The organism is Bacillus sp. M13(2017) (assembly GCF_002218325.1).
GTDB lineage: Bacteria > Bacillota > Bacilli > Bacillales > Bacillaceae_G > Bacillus_A > Bacillus_A thuringiensis_K.
The window spans coordinates 111,724-126,875 of the sequence record NZ_KZ268510.1; the positions used below are offsets into that span (position 1 = coordinate 111,724).

Genomic DNA, 15,152 nt, shown 5'->3' on the forward strand with positions numbered 1-15,152 from the left:
GTTTGCTACTATATACTTGAAATGAAATTTTATTAGTATTTCAGTATACTCTATCAAATTAAATCCCATGAAATAGGTGTTCCTTTTTTGATATCCTTACTCGCTTTCTTTCCGAGAATTTTGGATAAGTGTTTTGGCAATAAACCATTACCTGGTCTGATAGCTTTAATATTTTCATTCGTGAATACTTCTCCCGCTTTTATGTCTTCTACAACATATAATGACCTTCTAAACTTTAAAGAGTCTTTTTCTAAATTAGTTGGTCCATAATATACATTACCTAAAGATTCCCATGCTTTTTCAGTTTCACTTACTAATAATTTAAATTCAGCAGGTTCCATTGAAAATTCAGCGTCTACACCTCCGTCAGACCTCGAGAGTGTTAAATGTTTCTCAATTACTGTGGCCCCCAAAGCAACACTTGCTACAGATACCCCTACTCCAAGTGTATGATCAGATAAACCTATTTCACATTTAAATAACTCCTTCATATGAGGTATGGTAGCTATGTTTGTAGATTTTGGTGATGCAGGATACGTACTTGTACATTTTAATAGAATTAATTCTTTACATCCCTCTTCTCTCGCAGCCCTTACTGTTTCATCTAATTCAGCAACTGAAGCCATACCTGTCGAAATGATTATTGGTTTTCCTGTTGCGGCTACTTTACGTATGAGGGGAATATCAGTATTTTCAAAAGATGCGATTTTATAACAAGAAACATTTAATGACTCTAGAAAATCTACAGCAGTTTCATCAAATGGCGTACTAAATGGTATCATTCCTAATTCTGTACAGCGATCAAAAATTGGTTTATGCCACTCCCATGGTGTATATGCTTCTTTATATAAATGATAAAGTGATTTACCTTTCCATAAGCTGTTCGTATCCTGAATTAAAAAATCACCATTTTCTATATTTAAAGTCATTGTATCAGGTGTATATGTTTGAATTTTAAATCCCTGTGCTCCAGCCTCTGCAGCTACTTCTACAATTTGCAATGCTCTACCTAATGATTGATTATGATTCCCTGACATTTCTGCAATAATAAATGGTGGCGAGTTATTGCCAATCTCTCTACCGCCGATATATACATTACTCATGTTTTTCACCTTCAAGTTCTTTTTTTATAGCTTTTTTTCTTTCCATCCATTGCTCATAAAACAGTGTCATTTTAATAACATCGATATATTCATTACCCTTGCAAATATGGTTCACATATCTTCCATTTTCTACAAACCCAAGTTTCTGATGAAAGTTTAAACTAATACGATTTAATTCTAATATTTCTGCATACACTTTTTGTATGCCTTTTGCTTCAAAAATAAAATCTAATGCTAATAAACCTAATACAGTTCCAGCACGTCTTACGCTTTGTTTGTCACCTATATAAAATCCCCAATAACAAGTCCGATTCATTTCGTCTATTTTTGTAAAATTAACAAATCCAATTGGTTTTTCTTTATATATTAATAATCTTGCAATCTTTGTATCATCCATTTCTAGTTTTTTATACCATTTTAAATGTTCGTCTATTGTAATTTCATGATCTTCATACATAGCTGTACGTATTTCTTTTGTATTCCTCCACTTTAAAATAATTTCTAAATCTTTCTTTTCTAAACTTTTCAATTGAAAATCCCCTATATCTAACATGCTATCCTCCTAAAATAATTTTTGCTATTTCATCTGAATTACTGGCACACTGTATAGAAAGAGCCTTATTAGACATTTCTTTCACTATTTTAGAATTTGATAAAAGCTTCCTTAGACATTTCGTAATCGTTTCATCCGAAACACTTTCAGCTGTACCAATATTCCATGTAGCTCCAGCTTTCGACACAGCCTGGGTTACTTCAATTTGATTTGGAGCAGTTGTAATTGTTATAGAAGGTAATCCAAGAAAGCAGCGTTCCCATGTGGTTGTGCCACCAGCTCCTATCCCTAAATCCGCTCGTACGATAAACTCTTCCATATTCTCTATTTGACAATAGAACGAGGCATTAGAAATACTCCTGCAATAAGATTCAATCTCTTCTTTATGGGGATTTTGACTTCCTACTACTACATCTACTTTTAAAGTATCGCTACTTATATTTTGTATAGCTCTTAATGTTTTTAATGTTTCATTCGTTGCATCATGCCCCCCAAAAAATATAAAGATGCGTTCAATCTCACCTGTTCTTTTTCTTGAAAATTTTTTAGCAGCATGAAACTCTGGTCGTAATATGGCATATTTAGGTCCTAATTTCACTAATGATTGCTCTGGTAATAAATCTTTATAGCGACCATTAAGGTTATCATATAAATTTTGGTCTAGTAATAAATCACAGTCATGCATTCGATTTGCAAGATCATCAATTACCATAATCTTTCTTACAGTTTTTCTTAAAGCAGTCTCCCACTTATTATCTAATCCATAATGATCAACAATTAACCAATCAAACTTGGGAAGTTGCGACAAAATATCATTGGTCTGTTGTGCATCAACAAACCAATGATATTTTAACCAATTCAAATAACTCCCGTGTACTGTACTTGAAAAATTCGTATTTTCACCATCTGCATCTAATAAAAACACATGAAATCCCTTATTTAAAATATATTGCTGCAGATCACCTTGCAGCTTACGGCAAATGAAATAAATCTGAGCACCTTTATTCCGTAACTCATGGGCAAGTGTTAAACAACGCATAATATGGCCGGTCCCTATTTCAATAGATGCGTCGGCGCGAAAGGCAATTTTTTTCTCAAGCAAGTTACTCCCTCCTCACTAAAAGCGCTACAATTTATTAATTTATAATTTTGTTTCTCTATTTAACTCATCTACTAACGATTTTTGATTTATATATTTCAGTTTCACATGACTATTGATTTGAACAAGTTCAGGATTTCCTAGGATGTAATCTTTTATTTGATGAAAAAATAAAGGTTTAGATTTTACATTCAGACTTTTATAAAGTTCATTGAACATATCTAAATCTGGTTGTTCATCCAATGTTAGCCTCCAAGTATGGTAACGAAATGGAGGAGGGAGTTTTACTATATTGACTTGGAATAAATGGGGATTATTCACAAAATACAACGGAAGGTATTCTGCATAGGTTAAAGTTTTTTGGGTTTGTAGCAATCGTTCGATTGCCTCTAATGTAAAAATATCGCCTGCTGTTCCAACAGGTAACGTACTTAACTCTGCCTGTGTATAATCTGCACCGCTTTTCAAATGTTCATCTAGTAAAAAAGCATTGATTTCTGGTGACACAACTGGGCAATCTCCTGTAATCCGCATTACAATATTTGCATTTTCTTGTTTGGCAGCTTGAAATATGCGATCAGCAGTATTTTCTGGATCACCTCTGAAAATTTTAACCTTCCCGTCTAAATCAAATTTTTCCAAAGGATCATCTTGTGCTATATCTGAAGTAGCAAGTATGACCTGGTGTTTTCCTGGAATAGCTAATGTATTTATAAGACATCTTTCAATGGAAGGAATTCCGTGTATTGGTAATAATGCCTTTAAAGGTAACCTAGTAGATTTTAACCGGCAAAGTACAATTATTACTACTTTTGGAGGTTCAATAACCTCTTTTGATAATGGGGTACCTGCAGACAAATTATATAAAGCTATCTGAGGTAATAATTCCTCTGCTTCAAGCTGGTTCAGTGCATTTTCAACAACATCTAGTTCCATAGCTATTTTATTAGCTGTAATAATCTCTCCTTTTTTAATATCGATTTTTGTAACAGCTCTTAACAATTTTTGATTTTGCAATCTTAATAACACCCCTTTCATTTAATGTTTAGCAACTCTATAAAACGAAAGAACTTTTCTCACCGCTTTTATTACATCCCATACATCAGCTTCTGTCATTTTCGGAAATAGAGGCAGTGTAATAATTTCCTCATATACATTTTCTGCTTGTGGACAAATACCTTTTTCATAACCTAATTTTTGATAAAACGGTTGTAAATGTACGGGTATATAGTGCACATTCACACCGATATTTTCTCTTTGTAATGCCTCGTAAATTTCTTTTCGATTGCCCTTTAATAATTTAGTATTTAAACGAATAATGTAAAGATGCCAACTTGAGTCGGTTTGGGGCAATTGCTTTGGTATGATGATTTCAGATAGACAACTAAATTCTTTATTATAAATGTCTACATATTTCTTTCTAATCTTAATAAAAGAGTCTAATTTATTTAACTGTGATAAGCCAAGAGCAGCTTGTATATCCGTTAATCTGTAGTTGTAACCTAAGAATTGCATTTCATAATACCAAGGCCCATGATTTTCAAGAAGTTTTTGAGGATTCCTTTCAATTCCATGCGTACGGAATTGAACAAGTTTTTCATAAAACAGTGGATTATTTGTAGTAATTACTCCGCCCTCTCCGGTAGTAATATGTTTCACCGGATGGAAACTAAACATTGTCATATCACCAATAGAACCAATCTTTTTATTTTTATATGTGGCTCCTAATGCGTGGGCTGCATCTTCGATGATAATCAAATTATTTTCTTTTGCGATTTTCTTTATTGCCTCTAACTCTACAGGCTGCCCAGTAAAATGTACGGGAATGATGGCTTTTGTTTTGTTTGTAATCTTTTCCTCAATAGATTTAGGACTAATGTTATATGTTTCATTGTCAATATCTGCGAATACTGGCTTTCCTCCCTGGTATAAAATACAATTTGCACTTGCTACAAATGTCATTGGAGTTGTAATTACCTCATCTCCCTCAGTTATGCCAGCTGCATAGCAAGCAGCATGCAGAGCAGCTGTACCATTTGAAAAAGAAACAGCGTATTTTGCTCCCACATATTTCGCTATAGCCTCTTCAAACTGTTGAATCGTTGGCCCTGTTGTTAAAAAATCCCCTTTTAATACATCTACAACCGCCTGAATGTCATGTTCATCAATTTGTTGTTGACCATATGGTAAATAAGTTTCTCTAACAGGCTTTCCTCCATGTATACCGAGGATTTCCCTTACCATTATTCTTTCTCCTTAGGGTTACTTTTTAAAGATTTAATCCACTCTTCTGTTTTAATAACTCCATCTTCTAAAGAAACTTTTGGTTCCCAACTCAATATTGTTTTTGCTTTTTCATAGTTACATAATAATTTTTGAATTTCACTTTGTGGATGGATATGAGTTACATGTTGAATACTTACTTTATTTCCTGAAATCAATTCTGCTAATTTATTAATGGATATATCTTGTCCTGTTCCTGCGTTAATAATATGACCATTTGCTTTTGAAGAGTATCCTGCTGCCACAACAAAATCCGCACAATCTTCAACATATAAAAGATCTCTCGTTTGTTTCCCATCTCCATAAATATTTAGTGGTACATTATCTAATTTATTATTTATAAAAATAGCAACAACCCCACCTTCACCACCAGTTTTCTGGAATGGGCCATACGTATTAAATGGACGAATAACCACAACTGGCAGCTTGTAAGCATAATAGTAAGATAAAACCATGTTTTCAGCAGCAATTTTTGATCCAGCATATGGAGAAGCTGGTTTAATCGGGTCTAATTCTGATATTCCTTGTATATTAGTAGCTTTATCGTATACCATACACGTACTCATAAAGACCATTTTGACATTATGCTTATGACATTGTTCTAACAAATTAAAAGTACCTACTGTATCATTTTCAAAAGTTGTTCTAGCATCGTCTATACTATCTTGAACATTAATACTCGCTGCTAAATGATAACAAAGGTCAAATGAATTATTTTCAAATAATTGAGCAACTAATTTTTTATCTTTAATATCTCCCTGAATGCATTGTTTTAAATTTAGATCGTGTGCAAACTCGGTAATATTTGCAGTAGTTGAATTTGCTAAGTTGTCTAATATCCATACTTCATGCTTATCCTGCAATAATCTCTTTACAACCCACCTACCAATAAAACCTGCACCACCAGTTACTAATATTTTCATAGTTTCTCCCCTCCTGTTAATAGCTGCTGGTTTAATATTAAATTTCTAAGCTCTTCTTTTGAAATAGCATTTTGATTATCAGAACGGTAAAACCCTGCCTTCGCCCTTTTTGCATTTTCATATTGAGCACCCTTTTTTAATGGGCTAGGAATGATAAACATATCTGGTAATTCAAAAGCCTGTAAAGATTCATCATGTGTCATAAGTTCTTCATACATTTTTTCACCAGGTTTTAACCCAATTTCTTCAATTTTAATATTCTCCTTGGGCAATCCATATAACTTTGTAACTTCTTCTATCATCACTTCACTTAAATCGTTTAATGAAATAACTGGCATTTTTAATATAAAAGTTTCACCACCCTTTGCTATTTTCATTGCTTCAATTGTTAACATAGTTGCTTGGGTCAGTGTCATCATAAATCTACTCATACTAAGATCCGTTACAGTTATTTTTTGGTTTTCTTTAATTTGATTTTCAAATAAAGGAATGACAGAGCCTCTTGACCCCATAACATTTCCGAAGCGAACACTTGCAAATATCGTTTCACTTGAACCTTTTGAATATTCCGCTGACGTAATCAATCTTTCAGCAGTCAATTTTGTTGCACCGTAATTATTTGTTGGTGAAATCGCTTTATCAGAACTTGTAAAAACTACCTTTTTTACTTTCTGAGCAATTGCCGCTTTTATTACATTTTGTGTTCCAAAAATATTGGTCAAAACTGCTTCAAACGGATTATATTCACAAAACGAAACATGCTTCATCGCTGCCACATGGAACACATAATCAATATTTTCCATTGCACTATATAATCGATCGTAATTTCGAATATCCCCAATTAAATAGCGAATATTTTGATTTCTCCCCCTGAGTTCTTCTTGTAATAAAAATTGATTATATTCACTTCTACTAAAAATCCTTACAACTTTGGGCTTTTCTTCTAGAATATTAGAAAGAATGCTCTTTCCAATTGTTCCTGTTCCACCAATAATTAAAATGTTTTTATCTTTAAAAAACATATAAATGCATACCTCCTCTTATTGAAATAATTTTTAGTCAAGAAAACTCTTTTCTCAATTTGTATGTAGTGCTATTGCACCAACAAATAGGTGGGAGATAAATTAGCTTTTTGAATAGCAAAACATACGATGCTGTTTTATATTTTTTGTACAGGTTGCTCATTGAAAACTGAAAATATGAGGTTGTTTAAGGAGTTATCTTTGGTTGAAATGAAGACATTTTTTTCAAACTCTAACTACAACTGCGTTTCTTCTATTGGCTCAATGGACAGTTGTTTATAAAAATTATTTACTTTCATATTATTTTTTACATCATCTTCTAAAGATTGATAAAAATTACTCAGTAATGGCAAACGGATATTATAATGGTTTAGCTCAGAAAAAACATTTATATATTCTAGATTTTGCGCCTAGTAATTCCCAAATAGATATCACTCAACATTTCACCCTCTTTTTCTTCTTAAGTCTTCTCTTAATTCTTTACATGTTCTTTGTGGCGGTAATAATTGTACAAATTCATTTTTTTCTTCTGCAAATAACTGCGAATGTATTGAATGTGAAGTAATATAATTGATATCTAAAATTTCATCTAAAGGATGAAAATCCCAATAATGATTTAATCTCCAAAAAAAACGTGCATCTCCTATACGATAAAATTGAGGATCTTCATCCCAGTATGAATTCCACCTTTTCTCAAGAATCGGTAAAACAGAGGCTCTATGCATAATAGAACAATGATCAATTGTACATGGAGCATTATTAGTAATTTTTTTGGCAGCTCTTTCAACAGTTTTAATAGGCAAATCTGATTCATCTAGATGAATCGTTTTTGATGCAGAATAAATAATTTGAACATCTTTATTCTCATCAAGATAACTAGACATCTTTTTGAGTCGTTCTTTTTCATATTGATTATCATCAGTAATATAAGTAATATACTCCCCCTTCGCATGCTTAAGAGCCTCATTAATTAGAGCCGCATACCTGACTTTTTTTGTCCGTTCAGAAATATGGGCCACATTACTTTTATAAAAATGTATATTTTCCTTATTTATAAATGGTTGAATTACCTTCTGGGTCATTTCATTAGAATTATCATCCATGATAAAAAGCTCAAAATCTTGAAAAGTTTGGTTTAATACACTTAATATCGATTTTTCAACAAACGTAGGCTTATTGTAACTTGTCATTATAACTGAAATTTTAGGCAAATATTCCTCTCCTCCTTATAACCAAATATAAAAACAGTTACGTTATTATATAAACAGAAAGGACAATCCGTTCCGATAATTTTTAAAAAAATTTATATATATATTAAAGTCTATAGCAGCGTTTATATTTATCTATATATCTCTTTTTACTCCACTATAGTCCATACCATATCTATGAAAAGGTAATAAACTATCCAAGTACAAAAAAGAATGTATCAATAAAAGTTTATTATTATCTATTAGACTTCGCTAGAAAAAACATTCAATATTCTCAGAAGAGGTGACGATTTTGCAACCCCTAATTTCAATTATCCTTACTAGCTATAATAAGCCATCATTAATTAATCAAGTTATTGAAAGTGTCCTAATGCAAACTTATAAAGAATGGGAACTTTTTATTATGGATGATAACTCTTGTCCAGAAACTATAAATATTATAAAAAATTATTTAGATGACCCTCGAATTTATTATGAAAATAGTTTTATACAAGATAATGAGAGATATAAAACCACAAGATATGCAACTCTCATCAATAAGGCACTTCCATTAACACGTGGGGAGTATATTTGCTATTTAACGGACGATACTATGTACGTTCCAAACAGATTAGCTGAAATGTTATCTTTCTTAGAAAAACAACCTGAAATAGATATAGTGTACTCTTCTCAACACGTAAAATATGTTGATTATAATCTACAACCTATTCATGAATATGTAAGAGAAGCTTCAAAAATTTTATATACAGCTGCAAATGTTGTGGATCACTGTTCAGTTATGCATACTAGAAGAATATTATTAAAGGTTTATGAAAAATACTGTGAATATTGGGATACAAATCCTTTATATTGGTTTGTTGGAGATGCGATGTTTTGGAAACGCCTAAATACATTCCAGCCTTTTTATCCCATTAACAAAGTGCTCGATATTACTTTTAAAACACCATTTTCCTTCCAAAATTTATATGCTAACCTCCCTTCCAAAGATTTAAATGGTATTTTGTTTAGCAATTCACAAGGTGAAGTATTTTTAATTGATAATTATAAACGTAGGCTTATATCGAAAGAAATGCTTTCCTACTTCAAATATAATCAAAATGAAATTGTCTCAATCCCTGATCCCTTTATCTACAAATATACTGAAGGTCCTCCCATAACCCTTACTGAATCAATCCCAAATCTACGGGTTGTGCAAAACGAAAAAGAAGAATTATTTTATATAGAAAATAATCAAAAACGTCCATTCATTAACACCATAGCATTTCGCAAATTAAAATTTTCAAATCAAGAAATTATTAAAGTTTCACAAAGTAGTTTAGATAAATTTTCAGATGGACCACCTATTTATCCGAATTTATCTCATTACACGATTCTACCCGAAGGAAAAGTATTTATCTATCATCACAATTATTTCATAATGACAGATTACATGCTTCATCCAATAGATAAAGGCATATTGCAAAAACTATATTTATTAAAGAACTGTATACCGATTTCAAAAACTAGTTTATCCTTCTTTAAGATTGGTCCTCCTATTTCATCATACCCCTCTCACTTAGCTAAAGAATACCAAGAAGAATGATATAAGAGGATAGTACCAATAAGAGATATTGCTTCAAAAAATAAACATGATACAAATTGTATTTTTTCATTTTCCATTAAAATTTTGGTAGTATTTTGGAAATAACCTTCTTAAAATACCTAAATCATATTAACAAAGGTTTTCAATGAGTTGCACTAACTCAAAAATAAAAGTCAGTCTCAATAAAGAGAAATGACTTCTATCTATATCAAATACTTCCTTAAAATTAGGGAATTTTACAGAATAACAAAGTATTTGTAACGATAAATTTATCAATATAATATAACATTATTAACGAAGGCTCTTTTCACTTCTAGATTGTCAAATTCTCACTATAACTAAAAAATCTTCTCATCTTATATAAAATGAGAAGATTTTTTCAGTGGAAAGGTTTCTTGTTACATCCTTGACTTTCTAGCGATGTTTTACCACGATGTCCAGCCACCATCAATGCAAATATTTTGCCCCGTTACATAGCTTGAAGCATTAGATGCAAGAAAAACAATCAACCCTTGTAATTCCTGGGGATTTCCAATACGACCTAGCGCTGTTTTTTTCTTTAAATTTCGAATAAATTCTTTATTTTTCTGAACTTCTGTATTAGGAAATGGACCTGGAGAGATAGAATTAGCTCTAATTCCTTTTAAACCATAGTGACACGCAAGATACCGAGTAAACTGTATGATAGCAGCTTTTCCTGCTCCATAATTCGGAGGATTATTAAAGCCTGAATCGCCATAAATAGAAGGGTCTGGGGAAACAACACCATACATTGAAGAGATATTAATAATATTTCCTTTATTCTTCGGTAGCATATATTGTAATGCCTTTTTAGTAACCCGAAACACATTATTTATAGAACCATCAATTCCTGTTTCCCACTCCGATTCTGTCATTTCTTCAATAGTCTTTCCTGCTCCAAAGTAAGCATTATTAATAAGAATGTCTATCTTATTATCTGAATTATAAATCTCCTCAAATGTATGGTTTATTGATTTACTATCTGAAACATCTAGAGCATATCCCTGACATTTCACATTATATTTTTGATTTAACTGATCAGCTAAATTCATACATTTTTCTTTGCTTCTACTAACTATCATAACGTTTGCACCATACTTAGCCAGCCCTTCAGAAATTGCAGAACCAAGATAACCAGATCCACCAGTAACAATTGCATTCTGGCCTTTTAAACTAAATAATTCATGTTGATTCATTATTCACCCTCCATAAGTTCGGATTAATAATTATCTCAGGTATATCCTTAAATAATTTCTTTGCAGTATTAAGAACTTTCTCTTCTAATAAAGGTGAATTACAGATTTGAATATTTTCTTTTAATTGATCTACTGTTTCACATCCAATAATAATCTTATCAACTTCTTTCAATTCTCGAACAAATAATAAAGCCAATTGCGCTCTACTTAAATTGAATTCCCGAGCTAAAAACTCAAATTCTTTTATTGGTTTTTTAGCGATTTGTAAATAATCGGGAAATTTTTCCGTATCCATTAATAGCAACCCTTGAAGATATGGGCTTCTAGCATGTATTTCTATTCCTTTTGTTTTCAGCTTTTGTAGTAGGCCTGAACAAATTAGACGTTGATCAAATATATTTAAAGGAACTTGAATCATATCAAAACAATCAAATTCCAAAAACCGCTTAACTTCATCAGGTGTATAAACGGATACACCAATCTTTTTGATTACTCCCCCTAATTTCAATGTATTTAATTTTTGAATGATATATCCATTATGTGAAACCATATTTTTAGAATCATGTAACAGGCAACAGTCTATAATATTTGTTTTCAAATTCATCATAGATTGTTTAATATATTTATCAATTAAGCTATCTAAATGCTCAATACCAATATTTTCAGAATCAATCATAGGTATTTTAGTTACAACCTGAAAATTTTTTTCTGTTGTTTTGCTTGAGACATATTCACCTATAATAACTTCACTATTTCCATAAGAAGACGCTGTATCTAACACATCTATACCATTATTTATAGCATATTTGATGATATTTAAAGCCTCTTCCCTATCAGGTTTACCCATTATATTTCCTATTCCATAATGAAGACCCAGCTGAACAGTACCTAATGCTAATTTCATAGAGCACCTCCATAATAACCACTTAGGCTAGTTAGATATTTTAAACAGAATGACAATATATATTTACATTGAACTGCCCCTACCTTCACTCCGTTTAAAGGAGGAGCTCTTCTCCTTCACATGATAAAGATTTCTTATTTATTTTTAGTTATCAAGATTGCGTATAAAAATGTTGATGTAAAGAGAATAAAGCCTGAAATTTTTGGGCCGAATGTATATAGAATCTGTGGCATTTTCTATACGTACGATACGACAAAGAAAAAATGGATTTATCTTTTATATCCTTATGAAATCGAAAATCAAATTCGTTCCTATAGGCTCCTTCGTACAACACGGCAGACCTTACTGACCGCAAATAGCGGGATAAAGCAGGTAAATAGTATCCTGCCCAGTATATGAAAGTGACTGCTATTTGGTACAAATGATTTTGGATCTCGAATAATTAAAAGCTCACTTAAAGAATGCTACGGTGATGCGATTGCACACTCTAATACATTAATGGAAAACTACTACTTGATATTTCTCTGATGGAAATCAAAACAAATATTTCCCATTTTCCCAATAATAATTTTAAAAAATAATTATTTCACGTTCTAAATTCGTTTCTTGGTTCATACGTTATTAAAGTTGTTGAAAAATAAAAAAGCGAAAGATTTAAAATATGATCCAAATGTTCCAGATGATGTTTAAGAGAGGTAGGTATATCTTCTCCTAAATAAACACTGCAGCTGCTATAGCATGTGATTATTTACACTTCACTTCTGTTTAAACATTTCTAAATAAAAAATCTTGCTAACAATTCCTTACAAATACACTTAAGAAATTACATTCTATACAACTGCTGCAATTTTGTAGTTACCTTGAGAAAGGACAGATTGCTGATGCAGAAATTTAATATTAATAGGAAGCTAATTGGTGATGATTCATCAGTTTTTGTAATTGCCGAGGCCGGAATTAATCATGCAGGTTCATTTATTGAGGCGAAAAAAATGGTCGATGTTGCCAACTCAAGTATGGCTGATGCAGTTACTTTTCAGCATATAGCCTATAATGACATTGATTGTAGAAAATCTTCTAAGACCAAATTAGATTGGGATAAATGGAGATTATCAGACGAACAGATTATCGAATTGTTTGATACTGCACATAGATTGGGATTATCTACGACGGCTTGTGTAGTAGATTTTAAGTCTCTTGAGTTTATTGTCAAGTCAGGTGCTGACTTTCTTAAAATAGTTAGCGGGGATATTACATGCCATCCCTTTTTGGCTGAATGTGCAAAAACTGGTTTACCTATATTTCTTTCTACTGGAAGTGCATTGTTATCTGAAATAGAAGCTGCTTTAGAAGTGATTGAAAAATCAGGTGGAAAAAATGTCGTTGTATATCAAACTAATACTAAATATCCGACTCCACCTAATGAAGTTGATCTTAGAGTAATGGAGACACTAAAAAAATTTAATTATCCAGTAGGCTTCTGTGATCACACTGCAGGAACAGCTATCTCCTTAGCAGCAGTGACGTTAGGTGCTCACGTTATAGAAAAGCACTTCAGTTTAGACGCTACAATAAAAAGACCTGACTATGAAGTTTCTATTAATCCTCATGAACTAAATCAATTTGTAACTGATATACGTAATATTAAAAAAGCAATGGGTGTGCCGATAAAGCGCCGGCATACGGATGATGCAAATTTTATATTAACTCGTAGGTCCTTGGTAGCTTGTAGTGATATGACTAAAGGTACAAAAATTCAATGGAGTGATTTAACATATAAGCGCCCTGGAACAGGTACCCAACCTTCAGAAGCTAAGAATTTTATAGGTAGAACTTTAAAATATGATGTAAGTAAAGATGATCAATTATATGAAGATATGTTGGAGGAGATTTAATGAATAAAATTGAAAGACGTACCGCATTAGTGTTAGCTAGTTCTGATGGACTTGGCTTAGCAGTTGCTAAAAGATTATACTTTGATGGACATAATGTAATTATTACAAGTAGAAGTGAAAAATTAGAAAAAGCTAAAAAAGAAATTTGTGATATTGGTAGTAAAGGAGAAGTTCTAGCAATCCCATCCGACGTAACTAGCATCGAGGATTTAAATAAACTTATTATGCAAGGAAAAAAGCAACTGGGGAATATTGATATTTTATTTACAAATGTGGCTGGTCCTAAAGCTGGAACGATAGAGGATTTAACTATTGAAGATTTCTGTAAAGCACACAATGATCTGTTATTGCCCGTCATTTATTTAACTAAACAATTAATTCCTGATATGTCTTCTCGTAAGTGGGGAAGAATTATTATAAATTCTTCTCTTACTGCAAAAGAGCCTTCAAAAATGCTTACCTTATCAAATATATATAGGGCTGGACTAGCTTCTCTTTCTAAAACTCTTTCTCATCAATACGCTAGTTATGGAGTTACAGTTAATACTGTTGGACCTGGTTCTTTCAAAACTGCTCGCGCATTAGAATTATTAAATGAAATGTCTAAAACACAAAAGCGAAATGTTGAAGATATCGAATTAGAAATCACAAAAAATTTACCAATGAAGAGATATAATGACCCAATAGAATTTGGTAATATTGTAGCTTTTTTAGCTAGTGATGCTGCAAGTGCTATTACAGGTACTTTTATTCCAATTGATGGTGGAATTTCTCATGGGATATTCTAAATAAGTAGATATTTTACTATTATCCCAAAGTACTAAATGCTGAGATCGAGGTTTTTTTATATTGTGATCTCTTCTATTGGTAAATCAAGTTTTTTATAAAATTCAACTGGAACCATTCGATCAGGTGTTAAACCCATCTAAAAAGAAAAATAACGATAAAAAATTGCTGTTTTTTCATAAGAATACTTAATCATTTAACCATTTTGATATAATTATCTAATTGTATCAAAGTCAAAAAACTACTTACTTAACACATATTAATGCACTTTTAACTTCAAGACCAAAAGAAGAGCGAACTGTATTGCCATTCCCATCAGAAAAAAATTAGGAAACGCACTGATTTCATAATAACAAACTTCTCCCAAACATCTTGGCCCACAAGAAATTTCATATTGTAGTGAAATTTCAATCCAGACGAAGTTCTAGATTGGAAATATCAGTTCTGTTGCAAAATTAACTAAAATGTAAAAGATCTGCAGTTGAAGAAAATAAATTTTATACAGGCAGCAATAATTTCTATAATTCATTGTATATCGAAAAAACGGAGTTTGGTTGAAGACTCCGTTTTTTTATATAAG

Annotated in this window: 13 protein-coding genes and 1 pseudogene; 3 read left to right on the plus strand and 11 right to left on the minus strand. The window is 31.8% G+C overall.

Annotated features, from left to right (window positions below; all coding sequences use genetic code 11):
- Positions 1-53: 53 nt before the first annotated feature.
- The 9 genes and pseudogenes from pseI to CGQ22_RS21895 form a co-directional block, all read right to left on the minus strand.
- Positions 54-1,103, minus strand: coding sequence for a pseudaminic acid synthase (gene pseI / locus CGQ22_RS21855; RefSeq protein WP_089149331.1), 1,050 nt, complete (start codon positions 1,101-1,103; stop codon positions 54-56).
- Positions 1,096-1,656, minus strand: a complete 561-nt coding sequence (pseH, locus tag CGQ22_RS21860) for a UDP-4-amino-4,6-dideoxy-N-acetyl-beta-L-altrosamine N-acetyltransferase (protein ID WP_089149332.1) — start codon at positions 1,654-1,656, stop codon at positions 1,096-1,098. Before pseH ends, pseI begins: the two co-directional genes overlap by 8 nt.
- A gap of 1 nt (position 1,657) precedes the next feature.
- Positions 1,658-2,758, minus strand: coding sequence for a UDP-2,4-diacetamido-2,4,6-trideoxy-beta-L-altropyranose hydrolase (pseG, locus tag CGQ22_RS21865; RefSeq protein ID WP_089149333.1), 1,101 nt, complete (start codon positions 2,756-2,758; stop codon positions 1,658-1,660).
- A 39-nt stretch (positions 2,759-2,797) separates the two neighbouring features.
- Entirely contained in the window at positions 2,798-3,793 is a 996-nt protein-coding gene (locus CGQ22_RS21870) for a cytidylyltransferase domain-containing protein (RefSeq protein WP_089149334.1), read from the minus strand.
- Positions 3,794-4,999, minus strand: a complete 1,206-nt coding sequence (gene pseC / locus CGQ22_RS21875; RefSeq protein ID WP_089149335.1) for a UDP-4-amino-4,6-dideoxy-N-acetyl-beta-L-altrosamine transaminase — start codon at positions 4,997-4,999, stop codon at positions 3,794-3,796.
- Positions 4,999-5,961, minus strand: a complete 963-nt coding sequence (locus tag CGQ22_RS21880; protein WP_000699379.1) for a dTDP-glucose 4,6-dehydratase — start codon at positions 5,959-5,961, stop codon at positions 4,999-5,001. The genes pseC and CGQ22_RS21880 overlap by 1 nt, the downstream gene beginning before the upstream one ends.
- Positions 5,958-6,983: an SDR family NAD(P)-dependent oxidoreductase gene (locus tag CGQ22_RS21885; protein ID WP_000465151.1), complete on the minus strand. Its 1,026-nt coding sequence runs from the start codon at positions 6,981-6,983 to the stop codon at positions 5,958-5,960. The genes CGQ22_RS21880 and CGQ22_RS21885 overlap by 4 nt, the downstream gene beginning before the upstream one ends.
- A gap of 239 nt (positions 6,984-7,222) precedes the next feature.
- A pseudogene (locus CGQ22_RS32560) lies at positions 7,223-7,375 on the minus strand (CDP-glycerol glycerophosphotransferase family protein); the annotation flags it as partial.
- Between the two features lie 51 nt (positions 7,376-7,426).
- The gene (locus CGQ22_RS21895) at positions 7,427-8,194 is read right to left on the minus strand and encodes a glycosyltransferase family 2 protein (protein ID WP_001124412.1); all 768 of its coding nucleotides are present in this window, start codon (positions 8,192-8,194) and stop codon (positions 7,427-7,429) included.
- 289 nt (positions 8,195-8,483) lie between these two features.
- Between CGQ22_RS21895 and CGQ22_RS21900 the strand changes: the two genes are divergently transcribed.
- Positions 8,484-9,773 carry a glycosyltransferase family 2 protein gene (locus CGQ22_RS21900; RefSeq protein ID WP_089149336.1) on the plus strand — a complete coding sequence of 430 codons (1,290 nt, stop codon included), beginning with the start codon at positions 8,484-8,486 and terminating at the stop codon, positions 9,771-9,773.
- 425 nt (positions 9,774-10,198) lie between these two features.
- Here CGQ22_RS21900 and CGQ22_RS21905 read toward each other — a convergent pair whose 3' ends face one another.
- Both CGQ22_RS21905 and CGQ22_RS21910 read right to left on the minus strand, forming a co-directional pair.
- Positions 10,199-10,990 (minus strand): SDR family oxidoreductase, encoded by a 792-nt coding sequence (locus CGQ22_RS21905; RefSeq protein WP_001071530.1) that lies wholly within the window; start codon positions 10,988-10,990, stop codon positions 10,199-10,201.
- Positions 10,977-11,894 carry an aldo/keto reductase gene (locus CGQ22_RS21910; RefSeq protein WP_089149337.1) on the minus strand — a complete coding sequence of 306 codons (918 nt, stop codon included), beginning with the start codon at positions 11,892-11,894 and terminating at the stop codon, positions 10,977-10,979. The genes CGQ22_RS21905 and CGQ22_RS21910 overlap by 14 nt, the downstream gene beginning before the upstream one ends.
- An 881-nt stretch (positions 11,895-12,775) precedes the next feature.
- Here CGQ22_RS21910 and CGQ22_RS21920 point away from each other — a divergent pair.
- Both CGQ22_RS21920 and CGQ22_RS21925 read left to right on the plus strand, forming a co-directional pair.
- A complete protein-coding gene (locus CGQ22_RS21920; RefSeq protein WP_001168998.1) occupies positions 12,776-13,786 on the plus strand; it encodes an N-acetylneuraminate synthase family protein in 1,011 nt (336 codons plus the stop codon).
- Positions 13,786-14,574, plus strand: a complete 789-nt coding sequence (locus tag CGQ22_RS21925; protein ID WP_089149338.1) for an SDR family oxidoreductase — start codon at positions 13,786-13,788, stop codon at positions 14,572-14,574. Before CGQ22_RS21920 ends, CGQ22_RS21925 begins: the two co-directional genes overlap by 1 nt.
- Positions 14,575-15,152: the final 578 nt, after the last annotated feature.

Bases quoted from the DNA above. Each gene is read 5' to 3' on its own strand.
- pseH (WP_089149332.1), bottom strand. From the start codon at position 1,656: ATGTTAGATATAGGGGATTTTCAATTGAAAAGTTTAGAAAAGAAAGAT.
- CGQ22_RS21885 (WP_000465151.1), bottom strand. From the start codon at position 6,983: ATGTTTTTTAAAGATAAAAACATTTTAATTATTGGTGGAACAGGAACA.
- CGQ22_RS21925 (WP_089149338.1), top strand. From the start codon at position 13,786: ATGAATAAAATTGAAAGACGTACCGCATTAGTGTTAGCTAGTTCTGAT.
- CGQ22_RS21870 (WP_089149334.1), bottom strand. From the start codon at position 3,793: ATGAAAGGGGTGTTATTAAGATTGCAAAATCAAAAATTGTTAAGAGCT.
- CGQ22_RS21920 (WP_001168998.1), top strand. From the start codon at position 12,776: ATGCAGAAATTTAATATTAATAGGAAGCTAATTGGTGATGATTCATCA.
- pseI (WP_089149331.1), bottom strand. From the start codon at position 1,103: ATGAGTAATGTATATATCGGCGGTAGAGAGATTGGCAATAACTCGCCA.
- pseC (WP_089149335.1), bottom strand. From the start codon at position 4,999: ATGGTAAGGGAAATCCTCGGTATACATGGAGGAAAGCCTGTTAGAGAA.
- CGQ22_RS21880 (WP_000699379.1), bottom strand. From the start codon at position 5,961: ATGAAAATATTAGTAACTGGTGGTGCAGGTTTTATTGGTAGGTGGGTT.
- CGQ22_RS21905 (WP_001071530.1), bottom strand. From the start codon at position 10,990: ATGAATCAACATGAATTATTTAGTTTAAAAGGCCAGAATGCAATTGTT.
- CGQ22_RS21910 (WP_089149337.1), bottom strand. From the start codon at position 11,894: ATGAAATTAGCATTAGGTACTGTTCAGCTGGGTCTTCATTATGGAATA.